This window comes from uncultured Adlercreutzia sp., assembly GCA_910585575.1.
GTDB lineage: Bacteria > Actinomycetota > Coriobacteriia > Coriobacteriales > Eggerthellaceae > Adlercreutzia.
This window is the reverse complement of record CAJUFS010000013.1, coordinates 18,783-41,114: the sequence shown is the minus strand read 5'-3', so window position 1 is coordinate 41,114 and position 22,332 is coordinate 18,783. Positions and strand designations below refer to the sequence as shown.

The 22,332-nt window shown below is 63.4% G+C and carries 18 protein-coding genes; 7 read left to right on the top strand and 11 right to left on the bottom strand.

What is annotated here, in order from left to right; genetic code table 11:
* Positions 1-101: 101 nt before the first annotated feature.
* Together QZ307_RS02900 and QZ307_RS02895 are read right to left on the bottom strand one after the other, a co-directional pair.
* A complete protein-coding gene (locus QZ307_RS02900; protein WP_295995579.1) occupies positions 102-1,838 on the bottom strand; it encodes a helix-turn-helix transcriptional regulator in 1,737 nt (578 codons plus the stop codon).
* 152 nt (positions 1,839-1,990) lie between these two features.
* Positions 1,991-3,184: a 4Fe-4S binding protein gene (locus QZ307_RS02895; protein ID WP_295995576.1), complete on the bottom strand. Its 1,194-nt coding sequence runs from the start codon at positions 3,182-3,184 to the stop codon at positions 1,991-1,993.
* Positions 3,185-3,330: 146 nt separating this feature from the next.
* On the opposite strand from QZ307_RS02895, the gene QZ307_RS02890 reads away from it, so the two are divergent.
* The 7 genes from QZ307_RS02890 (at position 3,331) to QZ307_RS02860 (ending at position 9,989) form a co-directional block, all read left to right on the top strand.
* Positions 3,331-4,176, top strand: a complete 846-nt coding sequence (locus QZ307_RS02890) for a hypothetical protein (protein WP_295995573.1) — start codon at positions 3,331-3,333, stop codon at positions 4,174-4,176.
* A gap of 10 nt (positions 4,177-4,186) precedes the next feature.
* Positions 4,187-4,828 carry a hypothetical protein gene (locus QZ307_RS02885; protein ID WP_295995570.1) on the top strand — a complete coding sequence of 214 codons (642 nt, stop codon included), beginning with the start codon at positions 4,187-4,189 and terminating at the stop codon, positions 4,826-4,828.
* Between the two features lie 12 nt (positions 4,829-4,840).
* Positions 4,841-5,752, top strand: a complete 912-nt coding sequence (locus tag QZ307_RS02880) for a hypothetical protein (protein ID WP_295995569.1) — start codon at positions 4,841-4,843, stop codon at positions 5,750-5,752.
* A gap of 11 nt (positions 5,753-5,763) precedes the next feature.
* Entirely contained in the window at positions 5,764-6,474 is a 711-nt protein-coding gene (locus QZ307_RS02875; protein ID WP_295995566.1) for a molecular chaperone, read from the top strand.
* Between the two features lie 21 nt (positions 6,475-6,495).
* The gene (locus QZ307_RS02870; RefSeq protein WP_295995563.1) at positions 6,496-7,134 is read left to right on the top strand and encodes a 4Fe-4S dicluster domain-containing protein; all 639 of its coding nucleotides are present in this window, start codon (positions 6,496-6,498) and stop codon (positions 7,132-7,134) included.
* 3 nt (positions 7,135-7,137) lie between these two features.
* Positions 7,138-8,094, top strand: a complete 957-nt coding sequence (locus QZ307_RS02865) for a 4Fe-4S binding protein (RefSeq protein WP_295995557.1) — start codon at positions 7,138-7,140, stop codon at positions 8,092-8,094.
* A gap of 179 nt (positions 8,095-8,273) precedes the next feature.
* Complete coding sequence (locus QZ307_RS02860) at positions 8,274-9,989, top strand: hypothetical protein (protein ID WP_295995553.1); 1,716 nt, start codon at positions 8,274-8,276, stop codon at positions 9,987-9,989.
* On the opposite strand, the gene QZ307_RS02855 is transcribed toward QZ307_RS02860, so the two are convergent.
* The 9 genes from QZ307_RS02855 to QZ307_RS02815 form a co-directional block, all read right to left on the bottom strand.
* Positions 9,972-10,277 carry a GIY-YIG nuclease family protein gene (locus tag QZ307_RS02855; RefSeq protein WP_295995550.1) on the bottom strand — a complete coding sequence of 102 codons (306 nt, stop codon included), beginning with the start codon at positions 10,275-10,277 and terminating at the stop codon, positions 9,972-9,974. The two genes, QZ307_RS02860 and QZ307_RS02855, sit on opposite strands and share 18 nt — an antisense overlap.
* Before the next feature lies 1 nt (position 10,278).
* Entirely contained in the window at positions 10,279-11,301 is a 1,023-nt protein-coding gene (locus QZ307_RS02850; RefSeq protein WP_295995546.1) for an Rpn family recombination-promoting nuclease/putative transposase, read from the bottom strand.
* A 159-nt stretch (positions 11,302-11,460) separates the two neighbouring features.
* Positions 11,461-12,552 carry a hydrogenase formation protein HypD gene (gene hypD / locus QZ307_RS02845; RefSeq protein WP_295995543.1) on the bottom strand — a complete coding sequence of 364 codons (1,092 nt, stop codon included), beginning with the start codon at positions 12,550-12,552 and terminating at the stop codon, positions 11,461-11,463.
* Between the two features lie 3 nt (positions 12,553-12,555).
* Entirely contained in the window at positions 12,556-12,798 is a 243-nt protein-coding gene (locus QZ307_RS02840; protein ID WP_295995542.1) for a HypC/HybG/HupF family hydrogenase formation chaperone, read from the bottom strand.
* Positions 12,799-12,871: 73 nt separating this feature from the next.
* On the bottom strand, positions 12,872-15,487 hold the full coding sequence (locus tag QZ307_RS02835) for a carbamoyltransferase HypF (protein WP_295995539.1): 2,616 nt from the start codon (positions 15,485-15,487) through the stop codon (positions 12,872-12,874).
* Positions 15,488-15,903: 416 nt separating this feature from the next.
* Complete coding sequence (locus QZ307_RS02830) at positions 15,904-17,793, bottom strand: glucose-6-phosphate isomerase (protein ID WP_295995535.1); 1,890 nt, start codon at positions 17,791-17,793, stop codon at positions 15,904-15,906.
* Positions 17,794-18,009: 216 nt separating this feature from the next.
* Positions 18,010-18,723 carry a LytTR family DNA-binding domain-containing protein gene (locus QZ307_RS02825; protein WP_275205890.1) on the bottom strand — a complete coding sequence of 238 codons (714 nt, stop codon included), beginning with the start codon at positions 18,721-18,723 and terminating at the stop codon, positions 18,010-18,012.
* Between the two features lie 162 nt (positions 18,724-18,885).
* Entirely contained in the window at positions 18,886-20,298 is a 1,413-nt protein-coding gene (locus QZ307_RS02820; protein ID WP_295995530.1) for a Sapep family Mn(2+)-dependent dipeptidase, read from the bottom strand.
* 168 nt (positions 20,299-20,466) lie between these two features.
* Positions 20,467-22,314 (bottom strand): transglutaminase domain-containing protein, encoded by a 1,848-nt coding sequence (locus QZ307_RS02815; protein ID WP_295995527.1) that lies wholly within the window; start codon positions 22,312-22,314, stop codon positions 20,467-20,469.
* Positions 22,315-22,332: the final 18 nt, after the last annotated feature.

Genomic DNA, 22,332 nt, shown 5'->3' with positions numbered 1-22,332 from the left:
ATTTCTGAATTTTCCCGTCATATGACCGGAATTGACCAGGGAAAACGCTGAGGCAATCCCCCAGAGGCGGCTCTGCAGAGCCGCCGTGCATCGGGCTTCGGTTAATCGAGCTCCATGGACTCGACTAGCTCGATAAGCTCGTGCTGCGAGTGCACGTCGAGCTTGCGATAGATATGACGCATATGGGTATTGGCGGTACCGGCCGAGATGTAGAGGCTCTCCTGGATGGCGGCGGAGTTGCGGCCCTTGGCCAGAAGGAACAGCACCTCGGTCTCCTTCCGCGACAGCAGAAACGTATCGGCCACCACGGCGCACTTGCGCTTGAAGCGACCCAGCTGCTGCGCCTGCTGCTCGGCCTGCTGCCCGGGTGTTGCGGGCGCGGAAAGCTCGACGGCCTTCACGGAAGCGTCTTCCTCGGCCGACGACTCGGGCGCCGACACGACGGCCTCTTCCGCCTCTTCGCCAAGCCGGGGCGCGCTCGGTTCCGCATCGGGAACGACGGCACCGGCTTGCGCTTCGGTCGTGGCGGGCGCGGGTGCATCGCCCACCAAATCGGCCAGATCCTCGAACACCGCCGGACACCGGCGACCGCGCAGAAGCGTGCTGCGAATTTCGGCGGCGTTGGGCAGCACCGCCACGCCCAGGGTCAACGTGATGAGGCCCACCACGACCAATCCCACAGGATTGAACAGCACCGGCTCCAAGATGCCGCCGGTCTGCAGGGCCAAGAATCCTACCAGGGAGCCAGCAGAGAGAAAGCCGTGGCCGAAGCCAAAGGTGGTGAAGGCACTCACGCGGTACGTTTGGGCCACGTCCGCGTACATCACCCAGAGGCACATTTCCAGCATGAAATAGCTGCCGAACAGGGCAAAGCAATGGAAGAAGGGATCCTCGCCCCAGTCAGAGCACAGCAGGGCCAGCAGCACGCCAATAAGCGGCACCAGAACACGGAAGGTGAAGTAGCGCGATTTGCGCAGGGCCAGCATGGCCACGATAAGCGAGAGGCAGGTCATCAGCGCCGCCGTGAACACAGCCGAGGAAAATAAATTCGCCGTCACGCCGTCGGCCGCAAAGGGATTGTCCAAGGTGCCGGCCAGGGCACAGGTGCGCAGCACCCCCAGCAGCAACCCGAACACCACACTCGGCACGCCGATACGACCGGCGAACATCGCGGTCCGCACCGGCATAGTGAGATAGGCGAACTCCAACTTGTCCACCAAGTCGGCAGAGCAGCGATTCAGACAGAACAGCTCGGCGAAGGGCAACACCAAAAACGCGAGCACCGCCAAGAGGGGAAGCACCAGGCCCACCATGATGATCCCCGAGAAAACCAACGCGCTTACCACCACGGAGAGGGCTGTGCACAGGGCGATCGTGGGCAAGTCGCACACGCTGAATGACACGCCGAAACTCATAAGAAGCACCGCCGACCCAATGCCGCTCACAGCTCCGGCGATGAAGAAGCACGCCCCGGCGATGAAGCTGCCCGCCAGGACGTTGCCGACCAGGCACAGCGCCGTGGCGGCGGCGATCATAATGGCGGCCGCGAGACGGTTGAAGCGGATGCGCTGCGGCGTGCCAAAAAGCAGGCGGGCTTGCTTGAGGAAAAGCGCGTAGGCCAGAAGCGCGAGCGCATGGAAAGCGCCCGACGTGGTCGACAGCACAAGCTGCATCGACCCCAAAGCAGGAAAGAGCACGTATTGGCCATTGAACATGAACAGGTACACCCAGGCCCAATGCAGCCCGAACCCGGCGATGAGCGCCGGTGACATTTTGCCCGGCGCGCCCGTGTCTTCCTCGCGATATTCGACTTCAACCTTAATGTGCGGCAGCTTCATGGGACCCCCACTTGGGGCGCACGTCTTCCAACGACCTGCGCCGACCCTCCGTTGTGTTATGACGCTGCTCCCCCATATGTCCGCAGCTGAAGTGTTCGGTTATTCTAACACGCCGTCAATGATGCTGAGGAAAATCACTGATATACAGGAGCTTAGCGCTCGTAGACCTGATCAGTCGCCATCATGGTCTGCGCCGTGCGCCAGATAGTGTGGGGGGTGCCGTGCTTGATGGGGCGCCCCTTCATGACGTAGCGATCGGTCACGCCGGCCATCAGGTCGCGGGCGAACACCTCTTCCGAGATCTCGATGGCGTCGGCGGGGCAGATGGCCTCGCACGTTCGGCATTTCACGCAGTCGGCGGGACGGTGATCCACGCCCATGGTGCCATCGGGCTCCTCGAACTTGGTCAGGGCCGCCGTGGGGCAGAATGTCGCGCACATCTGGCAGGAAAGGCACCGCTCCGTGTCGATGATCACATGGCCCCAAAGGCGCGTGTCCACCATCACGTCGGCAGGCTCGCCCAAGTCAGCAAGAAAGTCGAGAAGGCGCTCGCGGCGATCCGGAACGAAATGAGGCAGCGTTCCGTCATCCATCACCTTGGTATAGCGGGGCAACGGCGCTTCCTCGCCGCCCTGCTCTCCCAGAGCGTCGGCCACAGTCTCCTCCACAACCAGCGCGCCGGCCCGCGCCGCCCGGCGTCCCCCCTCGGCGAAGAGGGCGCGGCGCCCGGCGTCGTGGTCGGCCCCCTCCAAGCGCTTGGCGGCCGCCGGCAGCTTCGTCGTAAGGCGCAGCTCAAGAGGGGTGCGCCATGCCTCCATGAGCACCCGCTCGGTCGAGCACACCTCCTCGACGCACGCCCGACCCGTGCCGTAGGCACAGGAGGCGCAGTCGCCGTGAATAAGCGTCACTTCGCGGGCTCCCTGGGTGGCGCAGAACGTGAGCAGCGACTCGTCGACGCGGCCAAGGCACTCCACGCGGACGATCTTCTCCTCGTCGTAGCGGCCCGCAGCCTGATCGAGCAACTGTCCGCAGCCGATGGGCACCACGCCCTCCATTAAGGCCCCGGCCTGCTGGCAGGCGGCCAGCAGCGCGGCGTCGCCGGGGTGATGGGCCTCCAGGGCGCAGGTAGGGCACACCGTCGCGCAAGTGCCGCAGCCAATACAGCGCTCGGGGCTGACCGTAAGGCTCTCGCCGTCGTAGGCGATGCAGCCCGCGGTACATGCCTGGGCGCAGCGCAGGCAGTCGGCATTGCCGTTGCGTACCAGCACGCACCGTTCCTGGTGCACGGTAATCTTCGGGCTTTGAAGCTTAGAGATAAGCCCCAGCATATCGGTGAGACGTGCCATGATGATCCCCCTATTCGTCCTGATGGGCCCCATCATAGCGGCCTTTTCATAGGCGAAATCATAGGCATCATATTATTTGGCCTATGAAAGCCCTCCTATACTTCGCCGTGTACTGGGGAATCGAGAAAACGAAGAGGAGGGGACCTATGGCTCTTTTGAGACCATCTCTCACGCTGGTGCTCGACCTGGACGAGCGAGCCGCCAGCCAGCAAACGGTTCTGGAAATCAACCGCAGCTACGCCCACATCACCACACCGATCATTCGCACCCATGCCGCGGAGTCCGAGGACGCTCCCGTGCGCAACACCGCGCGCCTGTTGGTGAACATGGGCACCTACCAGTATCTTGACGCCGGGGCCGAGGGCGCCGACGAGCGCTGGAACACCATCGTCGCCCCCTGGATCGGCAACATCCTGCATAAGGTGGGCAACAACATGAAGGTCTTCAACGACCGCCAGCGCAAGATCGGCCTTCCCGAAGTGGCCTTCGACACGCTCGACATCGAACTGCAGGGGGGCGCCCTCGTGGTAGGCCTGCGCCCCGAACCCAACGGTTTCGTCGATCCGGCAACGGCTGAGATCGTCGACCGCGTTCGCCAGCTGAAAAACGAGGGGCCGTTCGCCGCCGTCGTGCGCGTCGAGGCCCCTACCGCTGCAACGTGGACTGCCCAGCGCAACGAGGCCTGGGACCAGTGGGTTGCCGAACATCCCGAGGCCCTGGAAGCCGTCGCCCCGAAAGTCGAAGAGACTTCGGAGGCCCCGGCGCCCGAGAAAACCCGCGAGCAGCAGCTGGCCGAGGACATCGAGGCGAAGAGCTACGAAAATACGGCCGTCCCTCCCACGGACGCCCCGGACCTTCCGCGTCCGGCCCGCCAAGAGGAAGACGAGCCCGATCCCTTCACCTTCCCCGTCGACTACCGCCTTTGGGCCGTCACGACGACCGAGGGCGCGGCCCGCACCTTCGATAGCGCCGCGGGCACCTTTGCGGACTAGGACGGCTCCCATGGCAAGCCGTCCCATCCCTTCGAGCTCCCCGACCGCTTCCCAGCGCGTTATCGCCCCGTGGCTTCCCGAGCATGCGGTGGTGAAGTGGGAAAGCCCCGCCAGCGAGCTGGTCGGGCTCGCCCGCATCGCCATGGCCCTCGTGCAGCGCGGACATACCCAGCCGCCGCGCATCGGCTTCGCGGTGCCCAACCGTACCTGGGGGCTGCAGCTCCACCGCGCCTGTACCGCCGAGAGCCTGCCGGCCCTTCTGACGACAACGCCCCTGGAGCGCGGTATGCGTCAGGCCACCATCATGGACTTTCGCACCGCGTGGCGTTCCTTCGAGGTGCTGCTCGTGGTGGGTTGTGTGGAGGGGCTCATTCCCACGGCCGCGGCCCTGGACGACCCCGAGGAGGCGCACCGCCAGGAAGAGGCCTTTCTTGCTCTGGCCCAGGCTCCCTGCACCGTGGTGCTCTCCACGTTCGCCGCTCTGGAGCAGGCCGTGGCCGATCGCATCCGCGTGCCCTACCGCCGCACCGCCGTCCGCAACGGCCAGCCGTGGGCCCGCGTGTCCCCCACCGCCTTCATCGACGCCCTGGGCGCTGCGCGCCCCAACAGCCTTTCCGGCCAGCAGCTCCTGCGCAATGCCGGCTTGAACTAGAGAGGAGATTCCATGAGCACCTTGGATCTTTCCACTTTTGATTTCAGCTTCGACCCAACCCTCGACACTTGGGCCGCCCAGGAACCCGACGAGCAGGACTCGTCGGAGATCTTCCTGCCCAACACCGAGGGTACTTCCGAGTTCCTGCCCCCGGACCCCGATAAAATTCCCGTGATCGAGGCCTCGGTCAACCAGGACGATCCCTCCTATGCCGCGCGCCCCGCCGAAGAGCGCACCCGCGAGCTGTTCGGCCAGATGCGCCCCCATCGCGCCACCATGCTCGGCATTCTCGAGGCCGCCCGCGAGCCGCTCAGCACGGCCGCTGTTCGCAAGGCCCTCGAAAGCAGCGGCCGCACGAAGTTCTCGGTATACACCCCTTCCAATTTCTGCACCATGCTGGAAGTGGCCGGCGCCCTGGAGCGCGTGACCGCCGAGGGCGCGCCCTACGGCGAAGCACGGCCCGAGCCTGCCATTGTCGTTGTCGACGGCCAGGAATTCTACGAGCCCACCGAGCCGCCTATCGTGTGCTGGAAAACCACCGAGGCGGGCAGCACCATCGTGGCCGAGGACGATCCGGCCGAACGCATCGCCCGTCTCTTCGAACGCGAGCCCGAGTACCTGCCCGTCTACAAGCGCGTGCTGCTCATGGGCCAGAACCCCGAGGGTACTTCCATGGGCCTTATGTCCGTGGCCGTGGATACCGACCCCTTCGTCGCCGAGAATCGCCGCTTCTATGTGCAGCACTTCGTCGAAAGCCTCGAGCGCGCCGGTGCCTTCGCCTGGGAAGACAAGGCCTGGCGCACAACGGAGGCCGGCGCGGCGGCCCTGGACGGGGCCCTGGCGGCCGTCGTTGATTCCTATGAAATTCCCGCTCTCGAGGACGTCGTTGAGATGCCGACGACCACCGATGGCGTTCGCTGGTAAAGGAGCCGATCATGACTGAGACCATCATTGCCGAGGATCTGGGCGCGACCGAGACGGTCAGCGCCGCCGAGCTCATCGCGTTGTTCAAGCAGCGGGCCACCACCTACGGCTTGCTAAGCCGCCTGTACGGCCGCGAGGTGGACGAGGCCCTTCTCCAAGAGCTTCACGACTCGCGCTACCCCGTGCACACGGGCAACGACTTGGCCGACGAAGGCAACCGCCTCATCGCCACGTACTTGAGCGGGCTCTGGGAGAACACCCTCACCGAGCTGGCCGCCGACTACATGCGCGTCTTCTTCGGCCACGGCTACTCGGGCCATGCGGCCGCCTACCCCTTCGAAAGCGTTTACACCTCGGAAAAGCGCCTGCTCATGCAGAGTGCCCGCGATGAGGTGCTGGCCCTGTACCGCGCCGCCGGCCTTTCCAAACAGGAGCGTTGGAAGGAAGGCGAAGACCACATCGCCCTTGAGCTCGAGTACCTGCAGATTCTCTCGACGCGCGTCGTCGAAGCGCTGTGCAAGGGCGACAGCGAGCAGGCACTCGCGTGGATCAAGAGCTCCTACAACTTCATCGACGTGCACCTGGCGGGCTGGGTGCCGCTGTTCACGGCCGAGGTGGACAAATTCGCCAAGACCGATTTCTACCGCGGACTCGCCTTCCTCACCGAAGGCTTTCTCGAGACCGACCGAGAGCTTCTGGAAGACCTGCTCTCGGAAGACTAGCAGCACAGAAGAGGAGAGAACATGGGAGACGAGAAGAAGAGGCCCGGCGCCGGCATGTCGCGCCGCACCTTCGCCCTGGGGGTGGGCGGCGGATGCGCCCTTTTGGCCCTGGGAGCCCTGAAGGCCGTACCGGCCGAAGCTCAAGTGCGGCCGCCGGGCGGTCAGGACGAGGCTGCCCTCATTGCCGCTTGCATCCGCTGCGAGCGCTGCGTGGAGGCCTGCCCGAAAAATGCCCTGCGGCCGGCCCATCTGGAAGACGGCATCGTCACGGTTCGCACCCCCACCGCCAACTTCAACGAGGGCTGGTGCGATTACTGCGAGGAGGCCAACAACGGCGTTCCGCTGTGCGTGGCCTCGTGCCCCACGGAAGCGCTGCGCCTGCCCCTGGACGCCACCCCCGAGACCGTCATCCTCGGCAAGGCGACGCTCATTCGCGACTGGTGCCTGGCCTGGGATAAAAACAACGGCTGCAAGTTCTGCTATGACGCCTGCCCCTACGAGGCCATCGAGCTGGACGAGTACGGGCGCCCCGTGGTGCTGCCCGAGAAATGCAACGGTTGCGGTGCCTGCCAGAACGTCTGCGTTTCCCAAAAAGAAGGCTCCTACGCCGTCGGCGCCACCTCGCGCGCCATCATCGTCGTTCCCGAGAGCGAGGCCTAGACCATGAAGAACCAGAAACTCCGCGTGATCATACCCTTGGGCCTGTTGGCCGTGGCGGGCGTTGCCTATGCGGCGCACGCCAGCGTCGGCACCCTGTCTGCCTTTGGTTGGGAATCCATCTCCCTCATCTGCCCCATCGGCGCCCTGGGCACCATGCTTGCCAGCAAAACCCTCGTGCCGCGCGCCGTCATCTCGGTGGTGCTGGCCATCGCCGCCATCCTAATTCTGGGTCGCGCCTTCTGCGGATGGCTGTGCCCGGTTCCCGTCTGGCAGAAGCTGCGCGGCCTGCTCAAAAAGCAGGACGCCGCGAAGGAGGCTGCACCGAACGGTAAAAGCCCGCAGGCCCCTCTGACGGCGGCCGAGAAGAAGGCCCTGTCCCAGGGCTGCGCCGGATCCTGCGCCTCCTGCGCCGATCGGAAGCCCGCCGACTCGCGGCACTTCATCTTGGGCGGTACCTTACTGTCGGCGGCCCTGTTCGGATTTCCCGTGTTCTGCCTGGTATGCCCCGTGGGACTTTCCTTCGCGCTGGTGTTTTTGCTCATCGCCTTGTTCGGCAATGGCGACGTTACCTGGTCGGTGGTGCTGATCCCCCTGTTGCTTCTGGCCGAGGTGGTGTTCTTCCGCAAGTGGTGCTCGCACCTCTGCCCTATCTCTTCGTTTATGAGCCTCGTGGCGAAGGCCAACCGCACCTTCCTGCCGGCCATCGACGACGAGCAGTGCCTGGAAACCGCCCACGGAGCCACCTGCGGCCGCTGTGCGGAGGTGTGCGAGGTGGCCATCAACCCGCGCCACCCCGAACTGGGCACCACGTGGAACGAGTGCACCCGCTGTCGCGCCTGCGTGGACGCCTGCCCGGGCAACGCCATCACGATGCCCTTCCGGGCGAAACAGCACGTTCCGGGCGCGCTTCCGCAGCTAAGCCCCGACGAGCTGGACGAGGCTACTGACGCCCTCTCCTAGTCCTTCCAGGAAGCGCTGGGCGAAGCTTCTCCTCTCCTTCGTCCAGCCTCCCCCTGATCGGCCTTTCACCCCCCTTCCCCCTCCCTCCTTCCAGAAAGGCCGATCAGGGGGAGCTCGATGGTCTCGATTCCCCAATGTCCTCGAACCGTCGGGCTTCCCCAATCCGAAAAGGAGCCGCCATGAACCACGATCCTCTCGCCGAGGCGCTCTGCATTGTCGGAGGACCGCGCTCGGGCAAAACCTCTGCTCTGATCGATCGAGCACGAGCCTGGTGCTCGCCGAGCCTGGGCCCCGATGCACCGAGCCCGAGCGGCACCGAGCCCTGCGCCCTTCTGTTCTGCGCAACGCCTGCCGCCGCCCAGTCCCTCGAGAAGCGGCGGGGTGGCGTCGGGGGCGCGGCCCTGAGGGTGACCACGCCGCTTGAGTGCGCCCTGAGCATCTTAGAGGACCCTCGGGCCGCTCGCGTGTCCGGCCGCGTACCGCGCGTGATGGACCGCGACGACGAGGCAGTGTTCTTCGAAGACCTCAAGACGAGCGGCCTGAAACAGCGACGGCTCCGAGAGCTGTGGGGCTTCCTCTTGTGTGGCCTCGCCAATCTCGATGACGATAATCTCGCTTGGATCCAAACCACCGAGGAGCGGGCCCAGTTGGCATTGGCCCACGACATTCTCGCCTTCGACGAAGCCCTGTTGGCAGGAGAGGCCGTGAACCTTGCCGTCCACGCCCTGCGCGCTGTCCCCTCCTTGAGAGCCTCGTTCGGGGCGGCCGTGGTGCTGGCCGACGACTATCCGCTTATGAGCCGCGCGAGCCAAGAGATGATCGCTCTTTTGGCCCGTGAGAGGCTGGCCGTGGCCGGCAGCGAGACGCTGTTGCCCGCTGCGTTCGAGCCGTGGCCCGCGCGCGACGGCCTTAAGCGCTTCGCCGCCGAGCATCGGCCCTGCGAGCGCGTGGTGCTTGATGAGCCCTTCCCAAGCCTGCAGACAACGTGGCATTCAACGGAAACGCCCTCCGAGGAGATGGCCGCTGTGGTTGACGAGGTTTCTCGCGCCCTAGCCGCGGGTATCCCTCCCGCGCGCATCGCCGTCGTCGCCACCAATGGCACCTGGCGCGCGAATGCGCTAAGAGCCTTGCAGAGCTGCGGGGTGGCCGCCACCCCCCTGAAGGCGCCAAGATGCAGCCCTCTGGGACACCGGCGCTGGACCGCGACGGAGGGAGACCGCCAGCGCCTTCTCGAGAGACTGGCTCGAAACCCTCACGACTCGCTTGCGTGGCGCCAGTGGCTTGCCCTCGGCGACCCGCTAGCCCGCAGCGCCGCGGTCTCGGAGCTGCGCACGGCATCCCCTGGCCTGCCCCTCGCCGAGGCGTTACGTCGTTTGGCAGATAACGCCCTCGAAGGCCTCCCCGCCGACAGTCCTTTCGCCCAAAGCCTTCTCGGCCCCTATCGCGAGGCCCTCGCCTTGATCGAGCAGGGGGACCGGGCGCCTGTTCGCGGTCGCAAGGAATGCGAGGCAGCTGCCGAAGCGGGCGAGCCTGCGGCTGTACGCGTGGGACACCCTGCCGACTTGGTCGATCATACCTTCGATCGGGTAATTTTCGGCGGCTTCGTCAATGGCTTCATCCCCACGCGATCAATGGTCGATGAAGGAACCTTGGTGGGATCAGCCCGCGAACGGGCGCTGAACGACGACCGCTCTCTCTTGCGCCTCGTGAGGGAGCGAACCGCCGAGCGCCTGGTGCTTACCGGCTTTGCAACCTGCCCCCTCGAAGCAGCCGAACAGCTTAAGCTGGCCATCGCCCGCATTCAGCTGAAAAACGGGCAGCGGCTGTGCACCATAGAGCCGAGTATCTACCTTCCCGAGATGCTAGGCCCCACTAGCTCAGCGACCATCGAGTAGAGGCCGCAGCGCTGCCTCAAAACTTGTGCGCGACGCCGCGGCGAGAAGCCCGTCTTTCTCGTCGCGGGTGAGCTGCTTGAATACATACTCCGCGTGCATGGCGTCGTGCTTGGTTTCGAACGAGGCGTAGGCCAAAAGACTGACGGGCAAGCGCGCCCGCGTGTACTTCGCCCCTTTGCCGGCGTTGTGCACGGCCAAGCGCGCATGAACATCCACCGCGTAGCCGGTGTAGAGCGAGCCATCAGCACACTCAAGAACGTACATGTAGTGAGACCGGGAAGAGCTCATGCTAACAGCGAGGCTCCTGAAGGCCCAGCTCATCGATAAGGGAAGCACGGTAGGCTTCATCTTGCGTTGCCCGTAGCAAATCTTCTTGACGGCCCGCCGTCAGAAGGGCCTCGACCAGGCGACCATAGAGCGCCTCGCCCTCAGCACGACCTTCCTCTCGCCCTTCGGCGAGTCCCAACTCACGGCCCAGTTCGCGGCCCTCGGCAAGGCCCTCTTCTCGGCCTTCGGCGAGTCCCAGCTCGCGGCCCTCTTCTCGGCCCTCTTCGCGACCTTCTTCGCGACCTTCCTCGCGACCCTCCTCGCGACCCTCCTCCAGGCCGAGCCGTCTCCCTTCTTCGGAGTAATACTGGCGGTAGTACCGCTTCGCCATCCGCACGCGACGTTCGGCGTTCTCTTCCACTGTGCTTACGGAGATCATCTTGCTCATCACCTTCTCGTCGGCATTGGCCTCTGACACCACTTGATCGATCATCGAAACGAGTGGATCGGACGCTGTCACCGTCCCCTCCTCGATATATTGTAGCAAGGAGCGCATTGGCCTGTCCCCCTCTCGTTCCCAAGATTCACCGTTCAAAACAATCCAGCGCATACGGCAGTTAGCGTCCACCTCGTCGCTCTCGTAGCAGCGAGGCTCCAGAGTGTAGACGGGCAGGCCTGCTTGGAAGGGATCATGAACACACAGAAAGATAATGAAGCACCAGGGAAGGTCATCGTAATCATCCCCCTTCTTGAGAAGATCAGTGTCGATGGCTGCCTGGTAGTACCGAAAACGCAGACCGAGCCAGTATTCGTCCTGTGATTGCATCTCCACATCGAAAGCCGTCGTTGAATTCTTGGCGTAAGCGTCAAGGCGGACCCCGCGACCCTCCCTATTAGGATCGATCTCATGTTCGACTGAGATATAGTCGATGCGCTCGATATCCATTTTCAGAACGCGCTCGAGAAGCGATCGACAGATCTCCTCTCGACTCATCACGTAATTGAACATCTGGGCATTGGAGAATTCGATTCGCTGAGCGCCCACGGCGCCTCCCTTCTCGCGGTACATTGGGGCGAGAAGGCTACACCTGCTGGTTCGCAGGTCGTTCGCGTTGGATTCTCTATTGTTTCACAACTTATTCTCAACCGGGGCGCCGTCTAATCGCAACGACGCCCCCGTTCGTTTCAATGTGCTGGTCAGTCCCTAGTAATATCGATAGTAGGCGGCGCAGCTGCCCTCGCTCGACACCATGCAGGGGCCCACGGGGTTTTCGGGGGTGCACACCGTGCGGAACAGCGGGCAGTCGCTGGGTGCCATGATGCCGCGCAGCACATCGCCGCAGCGGCAGCCCTTGGGCTCCACCGTGGGCTCGATGGGTGGGTCGAAGCGGCGCATGGCGTCGAACTCGGCGAATTCCTCGCGGATGCGGTAGCCCGAACCGGGAATTTCACCCAGGCCGCGCCAAGTGGCGGCACAGGTCTCAAAGACCTCATCGATAGCAGCCAGGGCTACGGGGTTGCCCTCGGGCATGACGCCGCGGGCATAGGCAATCTCGATGTCGGCGCGGCCCTCGTGCAGCTGCCGCATGATCATGGCGATGCCCTGCAGCACATCCACGGGCTCGAATCCGGTAATAACGCCAGGAATGCCATACTTCTCGGCCAAGAACCGATAGGGCTCGGCCCCGATGATGGTAGACACATGGCCTGGCAGAATGAGGGCGCTCACCTGCACACCAGGATCGTTGACGATAACCTCTAACGCACCGGGCATGTTCTTGTGCGCGCCGTACACGCTGAAGTTCTTCAGGCCCATGGCCTTCGCGCGCTTGATGGCCATGGCCACCAGCGGCGTGGTGGTCTCGAAGCCCACCCCTACGAACACAATCTGGCGATCGGGGTTTTCTGCGGCCAGCTTTAGGGCGTCGAGCGGCGAGTAGACGATCTCCACCGAGCGGCCTGCGGCCTGCTCGGCCAATAGGCTGGAGGAGGAACCGGGCACGCGGGTCATATCACCGAAGGTGGCAATCGTCACTTCGGGCACGCGGGCCAGAGCAATAACCTTGTCGATATCGTGGTTGCTAGTCACGCACACCGGGCAGCCCGGCCCCGAGGCCAGACGCGTGCCCTCGGGCATGAGGCCGCGAATGCCGTTGCGGGCGATGGCCACCGTATGGGTGCCGCACACCTCCATAAGCGTGGCTGATTCGGGGGCCAGCGCCTGGATAGACTCGATGAGGCCGCGGGCCAGCTTAGGGTCCTTGAAGGCCCGCAGCTCTTCTTGCATCTGATCCATGACCTAGGCCGCCGCAGTGTCGAGATCGGCCAGCTCGGGAAACTGTTTGATAAGGTCGATGGTTTCCTGGGCGAACCGCTCGTCCACCACCTCGATGGCAAAGCCAGCGTGCACCAGCACGTAATCGCCCACCTGGGCCTGAGGAGTCAGATCCACGGAAATCTCGCGGGTTACTCCCAGAATATCAACCGTGGCCAAGTTGCCCTCTTCGAGCTTCGCCACCTTAGCGGGAATTGCCAAGCACATAAGCTCCTCCGTTCAGCGAGCGTCTTTTCTCCTATTGTCTCAAGTTGTCCCGCGCGCGGAGGCGAGGATTCGGCTAGTCTACCTGCTCTGCAGAACGAGCGGAGCACACCACCGCCTGACCATAGGAAATACACCCGTCATTGGGGGGCAGATCGCGATTGATAGCCGCGGTGAAGCCCGCCTCGGCCAAAGCCGGCAAGACATGCTCAACCAGGTAGCGATTCATGAAGACGCCGCCAGAAAGCACCACGGTGGCAATGCCGTACATAGCGCGCACCAATTCGGCTCCCATAACCACGGCCGACACCAAGGCATCATGGAAGCGGCGCGCGATAACAGCGACGGGGACACCAGCCGCCATGTCGTCCAACAACGCGCGGAAGGTGCCCTCGGCGTCGAACAGCACCACCGAGGTATCTTCGGCCGTGCTCGTTTCGGTGGCCGTGTTCTTCACCACCGTGACGGCATAGCGCTCCTTGGCCGTCAGCTCATCTTCGGGAATGACGCCCGCGGCCTCTTCCTGAGCTGCGGCTGCCGGCGCGGCCGCCCCGGCAGCTTCCATAGCCGCCTCTAGCAAGATGGCCCCTTCCCCCTCATAGGACGGCTCAGTGCACACGCCCAGCAACGCGCTAGCGGCATCGAACAGCCGCCCAACCGAGGAGGTCATAGGGGTGTTCAACCCCCGATCGATCATCTTCTCGCACAGCGCGGCCTCCTCGCCCAAAGGAGCCAGGGCCCGCTGCGCGGCCGGATGATCGAGCAAATCGTAGGCCCACAGCACGCCATAGGCCATGCGCAGCGGATGCTTGATAGCAGCCGCGCCGCCCGGCATGGGAACGTAAGCGAAGTTGGCGAAGCGCTCGAAAGCCTGGCGGTTCGAAAGCAGCACCTCACCGCCCCAAATGGCCCCGTCGACGCCATAGCCCGTACCGTCGAAGGCAATGCCGCACACCGCATCGGCAAGACCGTGCTCGGCCATAACCGAGACGATGTGGGCGTGATGATGCTGCACCTCGGTTACGGGCAGCTCCTGATGGTGGGCCCACTTCGAAGTGAGGTATTCGGGATGCAAATCGCACACCACCTGGGTCGGCGTCATTTCGAAGAGACTCTCGAAGCGGTCTTTTGCTGCCAGCCATGCGTCGTAGGTCTCGGCATTCTCAACATCGCCGATATGCTGGGACACAAAAGCGTCGGTTCCGCGCAGCAGCGTGAAGGTGTTCTTCTGCTCAGGACCGGCGGCGAAGATGACGCCGTCCGAGGAAGGGTTGCTGGCCGCTTCGGGCTGAGCCTCGGCCTGCACCTGCGCCTCAGCCTCGGCTTCCGCTACCACGCCGGCCTCGTGCTCGGCCCCTTGGGCCGCTTCGTTCTCGACCACCGCTGCTGCGTTCGCAGCCGTGGAGATCGGCACCGGCGCAAAGCCGCGAGCGCGACGCAGGAACTGCACGGCATAGTCGGGACGCCCCTCAACCTCTCCCACACGCACCAAGCGGACGACGGTGTCGTCGAAACGCGTCAAAATGGGACGGTTATTGCCCAGGAAGGCATCGGCAATGCCGGCCAGTTTCTCCCGAGCCTCCTCATCGGTAATGCAAATGGGCTCGTCGTGGACGTTGCCCGATGTCATCACCAGCAGGGGCACGGCCTGGCCAGGAACCGCCTCGCACGACTCCGTATTCCCCGCCTGGCGCTGCCAGACTTCGGCGAAATCGTGCATGAGCAAATGCTGCACCGGCGTGTAGGGCAGCATGACACCCAGCTCCGTCAGCTTATCCGCTACACCGGCGCCAATGGCGCCATCGGGGCGTTTGCGCAGCAGCACGATAGGCCGCACCGACCCCGTCAGCACTGCTTCCTCTTCCTCGGACACGCTGCACAGGCAGCGCGCGTCCGCCACCGAGGAAGCCATGACCGCAAAAGCCTTGCCGTCGCGCCGCTTGCGACGGCGTAATTCGGCCACCGCTTCTGCGTTATTCGCATCGCACACTAAGTGGAAGCCACCCAGGCCCTTTACAGCCAGAATCTTGCCTGCCATCAGCATATCCACGGCGGCTGCAAAGATGGCGTCCGACTCCTCGCGCGTCTTGCCAATGGACTCTTCTCCGTCAGCACCCACACACCACGTCACCGAGGGGCCGCATTCGAAGCAGGCATCGGGCTGGGCGTGGAAACGGCGGTCGAGGGGATCGGCGTACTCGGCCGCGCAGCGCTGGCACATGGGGAAAGCCGCCATCGAGGTGGCCGCGCGGTCATAGGGCAAATGATCGATGATCGTGAAGCGCGGTCCGCAGTTCGTGCAGTTGATGAAGGGGTAGCGATAGCGGCGGTCGTTCGGGTTGAAGAGCTCCGTCACACAGTCCTCACAGGTGGCAAGGTCGGGCGAGACCAGCGTGGTCTCAGCCACGTCCTCGTCGTCGGAGAAGCGAATCTCGAAGGAGTCGAACTGCTCGAGCGGCACCTCCTTGATGTCGATTTCCTCCACCTTGGCGGCCGCCGGCGCGTGGTCCGAAAGCTCCATGATGAACTCGTCAACCAGCTTGCTTTCGCCCTCGGCATGAATGTGCACGCCGTCGGTAGCGTTCAGCACCCACCCGTTAATCAGGTACTTTTTCGCCATACGATAAACGAAGGGGCGGAATCCCACCCCTTGCACAATGCCCTTAACCCAAATATCAACCGCATCGATCATGATGGCTCCTTAAAACGCGTTTCGCTCATTGTAGACCATGCATGGCTCCATACCTTTGGAGCGTGACCAGTCGGTAATACGCTGCACGCGAGAAGGGGGACGAAGGTGAAACAGCCAGCTGGCTCGCCCCTGCGCGTAGCAGGTTCCAAGAACGACCCTTTTGGTATCTTGCGTAAAGCCAAACAAGGGGTATTTGGTTCCCTACCCCGACAAAACCCCAGGTGAAGAGAAATACACACAGGCACCGAGGGAACCAAACTATCCGTTTTGGGAACCTACCACCCCATGCCGGCCCTACGAAGCAGCATGGGAATGAGGGAGAATGAGACAAGCCAGACGGTCGGCTGTCTCAGTTGGCTCATCCCGATGTGAGCGGCCGGGCAGCGACACCGCCGCTCTTCCTCGCGAGTAGGCTGTTAGAGCTGCGCCCCTTCGAGCGAGTCCTGGGTGTTGGCTTCGGTCTCGCCCATGGGCTCGGCCGACCCGACGTCCTGGGTCTCGCTGGCCTCGACGCTCTCCACCACGGCGGTGGCCTCGGGGGCGTCCAGCTCGGCCTCGTCCTCGGCCAGGGACGCCGCTTCGGCCAGGGCGCGGTCGGTAAGGATGTCGGCGATGACGTCGTCCACCACCTGGGCCAGCAAGCGTAGCGTCACCCCGGAGTTGTCCGGCAGGTGCAGGTGCACGGCGCGCCGGCCGCGCTTGGCGAGCGTGACCAGGTCGCCGGCGGCCTGGGCCTTCGCCAGCGCGCCAAGACTCGGAGCCGTGGCGCCCTCGGGCAGCGGGATGTCCTTGAGCTCGTCGGCCGACAGGATGAGGAACACGCCCATGTTGGGGCCGCCCTTCTGCAGCTGGCCCGTGGAGTGCAGGTAGCGCGGGCCCACCTCCAGGCACGACACCACGCCGAAGGACTCGGCCACGCCGTGGCGCATCTGCTCGATGGCCTCGCGGCGCCCCTCGCCCGTGAACGGCAGGAACGCGTTCAGCGCGAAGAAGTCGCCGGGCTGGATGGACGACAGCAGCGCGTAGAGCGTCTCGTGCAGGTCCTCGCAGCCCTCGAACATGGGCGCGTACGTGACCTCCACGGTGCCCATGTCCACCTCGTCGGTGAACGCCTCGGTGAAGTTCGGCTCCGGCTGGCCGTTCTCCAGGATGTCCAGCACCTCGGCCTTGGCCGACGCCACGTCGGGCTGGTCGAAGGGGCTCACCTGCATAAGGTAGCCGCACATGGCGATGGCGTACTCCCACATGACGAAGTGCTCGGCCAGCTCCGCCACCGTGTCGATGCGGTAGTTCATGCGCGGGATGGCCGGGTCGATGTAGGCGAGCGACATCTCGAAGTTGCGGCGCTCGTCCCACAGGTCGGTCTGGGTCTGGTACATGACGATGGTGCGGTCGCCCGGGTCCTCGGTCAGGAGCAGCGAGTCGATCTCGATGTTCGGCAGGATGCCCTGGCCCTCCTTGCCGAGCGACTCCGCCACCAGCTGCTCGATCCACAGGCCCAGCACGCGACCGCGCTTCGGCGTGAGGAACGAGAACTTGTTGCGGCCCTTCAAGTAGTTGTCGTACAGGAACGCCGCCAAATTAATGGCGGGATTGTCGATGGCGTCTTCGCTGCAGATCTCCTCGGCCTGGCGGGCATGCTCCAGGAACTCCTCCATGTCGATGCCGGCCAGCGCCGCGGGCACCAGGCCGAACACCGAAAGGGCCGAGAAGCGACCTCCGACGGTAGGTTCGCCGGAGAACACCGCGCGCCAGCCCTCCTCGCGGGCCATCTTCTCCAGGTCGGAGCCCGGGTCGGTGATGGCCACCAGGTGCTTGACGGCGTGGGCGCCCAGCTCCTTCTCGAACGAGGCGCGCACCGCCTCCAGCAGCATGCGCGGCTCGATGGTGCCGCCGCTCTTCGAGGAGATGATGACGAGCGTGCGGCGCGGGTCGCAGATGGTGAGCATCTCGCGCACGCGCACCGGGGAGTCGGAGTCCAGCGTGCGGAACTTCACGCGCGCGGAGTCGTGCTTGTTGTACTTGGTGATGGTCATGGGCGCCTGGGTGGAGCCGCCCTGGCCGATGAGCAGGATGGTGTCGAGGCCGGCCTCCACCGCCTCGTCGGCGAAGGCCTGGATGCGGGCCAGGTCGCAGGGCGGGTTCGTGGCCAGATCGGCCCAGCCGAGGAACTCGGCCGCGCAGGCCTCGGCCTCGGGGGAAAAGTCGTACAGCGTGGCATCCTTCTGGTGGATGCGGCTGGCCGCATGGGCCTTCACCAGGGTCTTCGCCGCGGGGTACATCTTCTCGATATCTGCGGAGAGCATAGGCTTTCCTTCTCTTCAGGACAATGCCAGCCAAAAACGAAGCGGGCCGCGCCTTCTCGCTGCGGCCGCCTGTTCGTTAACTTGTTTGAAACATTCTACCAAAGGGGTATCTCTCCGTCAGAAAACGCCCTGAGGGTATGGCGGTTCTGTGAACGCAAGAAGCGCCCTGCCAAAGGCGAGGGCGCTTCCTTTCACTTTAAAGGGGCCGACGGAACCTTACAGATTCAGCGCCTTCTTCAGCGAGGACACGCGGCGACGGGAGACGGGAATCTTCTCCTCCACACCGTTGAGCGTGAGCAAAAGCGTGCCGCCAGACACGGACTCGATTTCCTCCACCATGGAAAGATTCACCAGGTAGCCGCGATGCACGCGGAAGAACCCGTGACCGTCGAGGCGCTTCTCCAGCTGGGCCAGGCTGACCGTGGAGAAGTAGCGGTCGGTGTCCGTCTGCAGGTAGGCGTAATCGTCGCGAGCCATGACGAAGCGGATCTTATCGATGCCGATGAGGATTTTCTTGCCGCCCTTTTCCACAGGAATGCGCTCGGACTTATGGGCCTGCATATGCAGGGCCACATGCTCGCGCACGCGGGCGATGGCCTGGGCCAAGCGCTCGGTTTCCACGGGCTTGACCAGGTAGTCGATAGCGCTGACCTTGAACGCATCAAGGGCATGCTCGCTGTAAGCGGTGACGAACACCACCGCCGGGGGGAACTTCAAATGCTGCAGGGCCTCGGCCAGCTGCAGGCCCGTTGCCTCGGGCATGTTCACGTCGAGGAACATCACGTCGCAGGGATATTCCTTGAGTTTCTCGATGGCCTCGCGCACGCTGGCGGCTTCAGCCGTTACCTCAACCCCGCCTACTTCATCAAGCAGGAAACGAAGTTCGGAACGCGCGGGCGCTTCGTCGTCAACGATGATAGCGTTAAGCACTTTATCCTCCAAAATACGCGGGTAAAACTTTTTCTATTCTATAGCACACAAAGGCCCCCGCCGTCCACGAAAAAGAATAACCACGGGTTTAACCCAGATCAGACTTTTCTATGGATGACGGGGGCTTTCTATAGTTCCCTGCGTCGAGGAGGCGTTCGATGACTACTCGTCAGCAAGATCGAGCTGCTGCAAGTCGTAGAGCCCCAGCACATAGATGATGAAGGACGTGCGCAGAAGATCGATGGCCACGCCCTCATCGGGACCGTGCTCGCCGCCCACCCAATCGGGGTTGGGAATCCAGGGCATATTCACACCGAAGGACGCGCCCTTCTTGAACTCGCGGGCGTAGGTGCCGCCGCCGATGGTGAAGGGCTGGTGGTCGTCGCCCGTTACCTCATGAAAGGCGTTCTGCAGGGCCTGAATTTCCGGATCGTCGGGCTTCACCAGGAACGGCACCATGAGCAGCGTGTTCTCGAAGGTGGCGCCAATGGCGTCGGTCTGCTTGGTCATGATGTCGATGATCTCGTCCGAGGTGATGGACGTGGGCCAACGACTGTCCATGGTCTGCACGAAGCGCCCGTCCTCAATGTGGATGGTGCCTCCCACCACGGTCAGTGGGCCGAAGTACTCGTCGGCCGTGGCAATGCCCACACCGGAGCCGTCGGTGTGGCTAACCAGCTTCTGGTCGAACTCCAGGAAGGCGCGCTCCTGCTCGTTGCACAAGTTATTGGCCAGCAGGTAGTCGACGATGAGCTTGATGGCGCTGATGCCGCGCTCGGGCCACGCGGCGTGGGCGTTCACGCCCTCGGCATCGATGCGCACCAGGCCGTCGCCCTCGTCGGTGATGGTCAGGCGCTCGGCCGCGGGCAGATTGGCGGCATGGGCCTTCACCAAAGCCGTGGCCACACCAGGCACCGCGTTGGTGACCACGCCACCGTCGAACTCGAGGATGACGGGGTCGTCGATTTTCGCGCTGGTGATACGGCCGTCAAAGCCACCCTTCTCGCCGTAGCAGGTGGGGAAATCGGCGTCGGGCGTGAAGATGAAGGCCGGATCATCGTAGTGCTCGTGGTAGTACACCACATCGGCCATGGAGGTTTCCTCGTTGGCGCCGAATAGGAAGCGCATGGTGTAACGGCGATCCATGGGCAGCTCGCCCAGGCACTTCATGGCATGCAGAGCCACCACCGAGGGGCCCTTGTCGTCCAGGGTGCCGCGACCGATGAGATAGCCGTCCTTCTCCGTTACCTCGAAGGGCGGGAAGGTCCAGCCGGGGCCGGCGGGCACCACGTCCATATGGCCGATGATGCCCAGCTGCGTGGGCGTATCGCCCGCCAGGTCAGCGAAGCCGATATGGCCGTCGCAGTTGGTGGTTTCAAAGCCCATGCCAGCGGCAATATCCAGCGCCGCTGCCAGCGCCTTGGCGGGGCCAGGGCCATAGGGCTCACCGGGGCCGGCGGCGTCCAGGTCTTCTGTGCTGGGAATTTCCACCAGCGTGGCGATGTCGCCCTTAATAGCAGGCCAATTCTTGTCCCAATACTCCTCGGCCGCCTTTACGACGTCATTTCGATCCATAGTGCGTCCTTTCCAAGAGAGACGCGAACGGCATGTTGCGGTTTGCCAACAGGCAGACAACAACATGCCTCTTTCGCTCCATACTTGCTTTCATTATGGCATGGGAAGAACGTCTTATTCCAGCCTTCGGCCGTTTGTAAGAGGCTCGTTTTCTGACAGGATCCTTTTTTAGCGAACACGTACTTCACGCGCTTTTGACCAGGAAGAATAGAATGTCTCGCCGCCGATCTTGTAGTAGGTGCGTATACGGACGTAGTAGGTCTTCTTCGTTTTCAGCTTCTTGACTGTCTTGGAGAGCGTCTTTTTCTTGGCGAGCTTCGTCGTCAGCTTCACCGTCGTTGTCTTGGTTTTCTTCTTCGTGAACTTCTTGCTTGTACTGTACTGAATCTGATATCCCGACACTTTTCCCGCGGCCTTTTTCCAGGTGGCTACCAGGCGCTTCTTCCCTGCCTTCACTTTGAGACTAGTCGTCTTAGAAACCTTGGGCTTTGCGATTTTGAAGGTGGCCGTGAGCGTGCCCGTGTAGCCGCCTTTGCCTGTTACTGTTACTTTATAGGTGCCCGTCTTCTTGCAGCCGCTGCTGTACTTCACCGTATAGGAGCTGGCAGCCAAGGTGCGACCGTTCACCTTCACCGTCACGGTGGGGCGCTGCACCTTTCCGTTGGCAGTGAAAGACTTCTTGGACAGTGTCAGCGATGACAGGCGCGGCTTTTGCGGCTCGGGCGCAGCGGCAGGCAGCTTGATGGACACCGGGCTTGAGGGCGACGACGCCTCGACGTAGTCCGTCGCACTCAGAGCAGGGCTGTTCGTAAAGGCCACGCATCCGGCGTAGACCATATTGGCCACCGGGTGCGTCCATCCAAAGGTATAGCTGCCCACCACCGCGGCATTCTTGCCACGCAGCAGCCAGGTTTCGCTCTCGTCACCCGACCGCTTGACCGTGCCCGCTCCTGGGTCGTTCCAGGTAACGTCGACCCCATACCAGGCACCCGCCAGCTTTACGTTGTTCCACATGTGCGGACCGCCCACCGTCGAGCCAGGAGAAACCGCATCCCCGTCCTCAAGCACACAGGGAATGCCCGATTGATCGCAGAGCACCTTGAAGGCGCGCGCGTAGCCCTCGCACACCGGCCCCTGGGCGCCCGCACGGCCCTCAAGAGCGCTGATGCACTCGTAGGGATCGTTGCCGTTGGCGCCGCCTAACGTGTTGTAGCCGTTATTCTGGGTAAGCCACTGGTTGAAGTATTTCACCGCCTGGTATTGCGTGGCGGAACTGCCCACCCCTTGGAGAATGCTGCGCACGGAGCTGTCGCGACTCCAAATGCCGTGCTTGATGGCATACTCGCTTGCATAAGCGGCCGTGCGCGGATCCATGCCGCCGTTCTTTTCGTTGGTCAAGAGTACGTAATAGAGGCGGACCTGGGAGCCCGCGCCAATCGCGGTCGTCCCCACCGAGCCCGTGAGCCAGAACACTTCGGGGTGATCGCGATCAAAGGCAGCTCGAGCGGTCACAATGGCTGCCTGAGCAGCGGCCAGCTGTTGCTGGGTCGGCCGGGTGAGAGTAGCCGCCAACAAAGCCGCTCCTTCCGGGAACCGGGTATAGGTGCCGTCATCCGACGCTGTGCTGTCGAAGTAGCGGTCTTCGATGAGGTAATCCCGAGAACCGTCGTTGTCGCACGCCTCAACAAGCGTGTCATAGAACTGCCGCGCATAGTCGGGCAATGCGACGCGATCGATCCACCGCTCTTGCGTGCTTGAGACCAGGGGCACTTGGCTCGTATCGAGCGAGAACAGCGCAATCGCCTCTTGCACCGCAGCGGAGGTTTCCAGAGAGGTAACTTCAATGGCGCTGGGGTCGAACACAGCAGGAACATCGGCGACGTCTTCGAGAGACGATCCCTCGAAAGCCGCCTCTTCCGCAGAGGGCTCTTCGGCAAAGGCCGTGGCAGGGATAAGCGAAAAGGCAAGCGCCAGCGAGCACAGCGTGCTTACAGCGCGACGAAAGGACAACGACACGAGCTTCCTCCAAAACAA

Excerpts from the sequence above, each read along its gene's own strand:
- QZ307_RS02870 (WP_295995563.1), top strand. The coding sequence starts at position 6,496 with ATGGGAGACGAGAAGAAGAGGCCCGGCGCCGGCATGTCGCGCCGCACC.
- QZ307_RS02820 (WP_295995530.1), bottom strand. The coding sequence starts at position 20,298 with ATGGATCGAAATGACGTCGTAAAGGCGGCCGAGGAGTATTGGGACAAG.
- QZ307_RS02885 (WP_295995570.1), top strand. The coding sequence starts at position 4,187 with ATGGCAAGCCGTCCCATCCCTTCGAGCTCCCCGACCGCTTCCCAGCGC.
- QZ307_RS02835 (WP_295995539.1), bottom strand. The coding sequence starts at position 15,487 with ATGATCGATGCGGTTGATATTTGGGTTAAGGGCATTGTGCAAGGGGTG.
- QZ307_RS02855 (WP_295995550.1), bottom strand. The coding sequence starts at position 10,277 with ATGAGCTCTTCCCGGTCTCACTACATGTACGTTCTTGAGTGTGCTGAT.
- QZ307_RS02875 (WP_295995566.1), top strand. The coding sequence starts at position 5,764 with ATGACTGAGACCATCATTGCCGAGGATCTGGGCGCGACCGAGACGGTC.
- hypD (WP_295995543.1), bottom strand. The coding sequence starts at position 12,552 with ATGGATCAGATGCAAGAAGAGCTGCGGGCCTTCAAGGACCCTAAGCTG.
- QZ307_RS02890 (WP_295995573.1), top strand. The coding sequence starts at position 3,331 with ATGGCTCTTTTGAGACCATCTCTCACGCTGGTGCTCGACCTGGACGAG.
- QZ307_RS02900 (WP_295995579.1), bottom strand. The coding sequence starts at position 1,838 with ATGAAGCTGCCGCACATTAAGGTTGAAGTCGAATATCGCGAGGAAGAC.
- QZ307_RS02840 (WP_295995542.1), bottom strand. The coding sequence starts at position 12,798 with ATGTGCTTGGCAATTCCCGCTAAGGTGGCGAAGCTCGAAGAGGGCAAC.
- QZ307_RS02830 (WP_295995535.1), bottom strand. The coding sequence starts at position 17,793 with ATGCTCTCCGCAGATATCGAGAAGATGTACCCCGCGGCGAAGACCCTG.
- QZ307_RS02895 (WP_295995576.1), bottom strand. The coding sequence starts at position 3,184 with ATGGCACGTCTCACCGATATGCTGGGGCTTATCTCTAAGCTTCAAAGC.
- QZ307_RS02865 (WP_295995557.1), top strand. The coding sequence starts at position 7,138 with ATGAAGAACCAGAAACTCCGCGTGATCATACCCTTGGGCCTGTTGGCC.
- QZ307_RS02880 (WP_295995569.1), top strand. The coding sequence starts at position 4,841 with ATGAGCACCTTGGATCTTTCCACTTTTGATTTCAGCTTCGACCCAACC.
- QZ307_RS02860 (WP_295995553.1), top strand. The coding sequence starts at position 8,274 with ATGAACCACGATCCTCTCGCCGAGGCGCTCTGCATTGTCGGAGGACCG.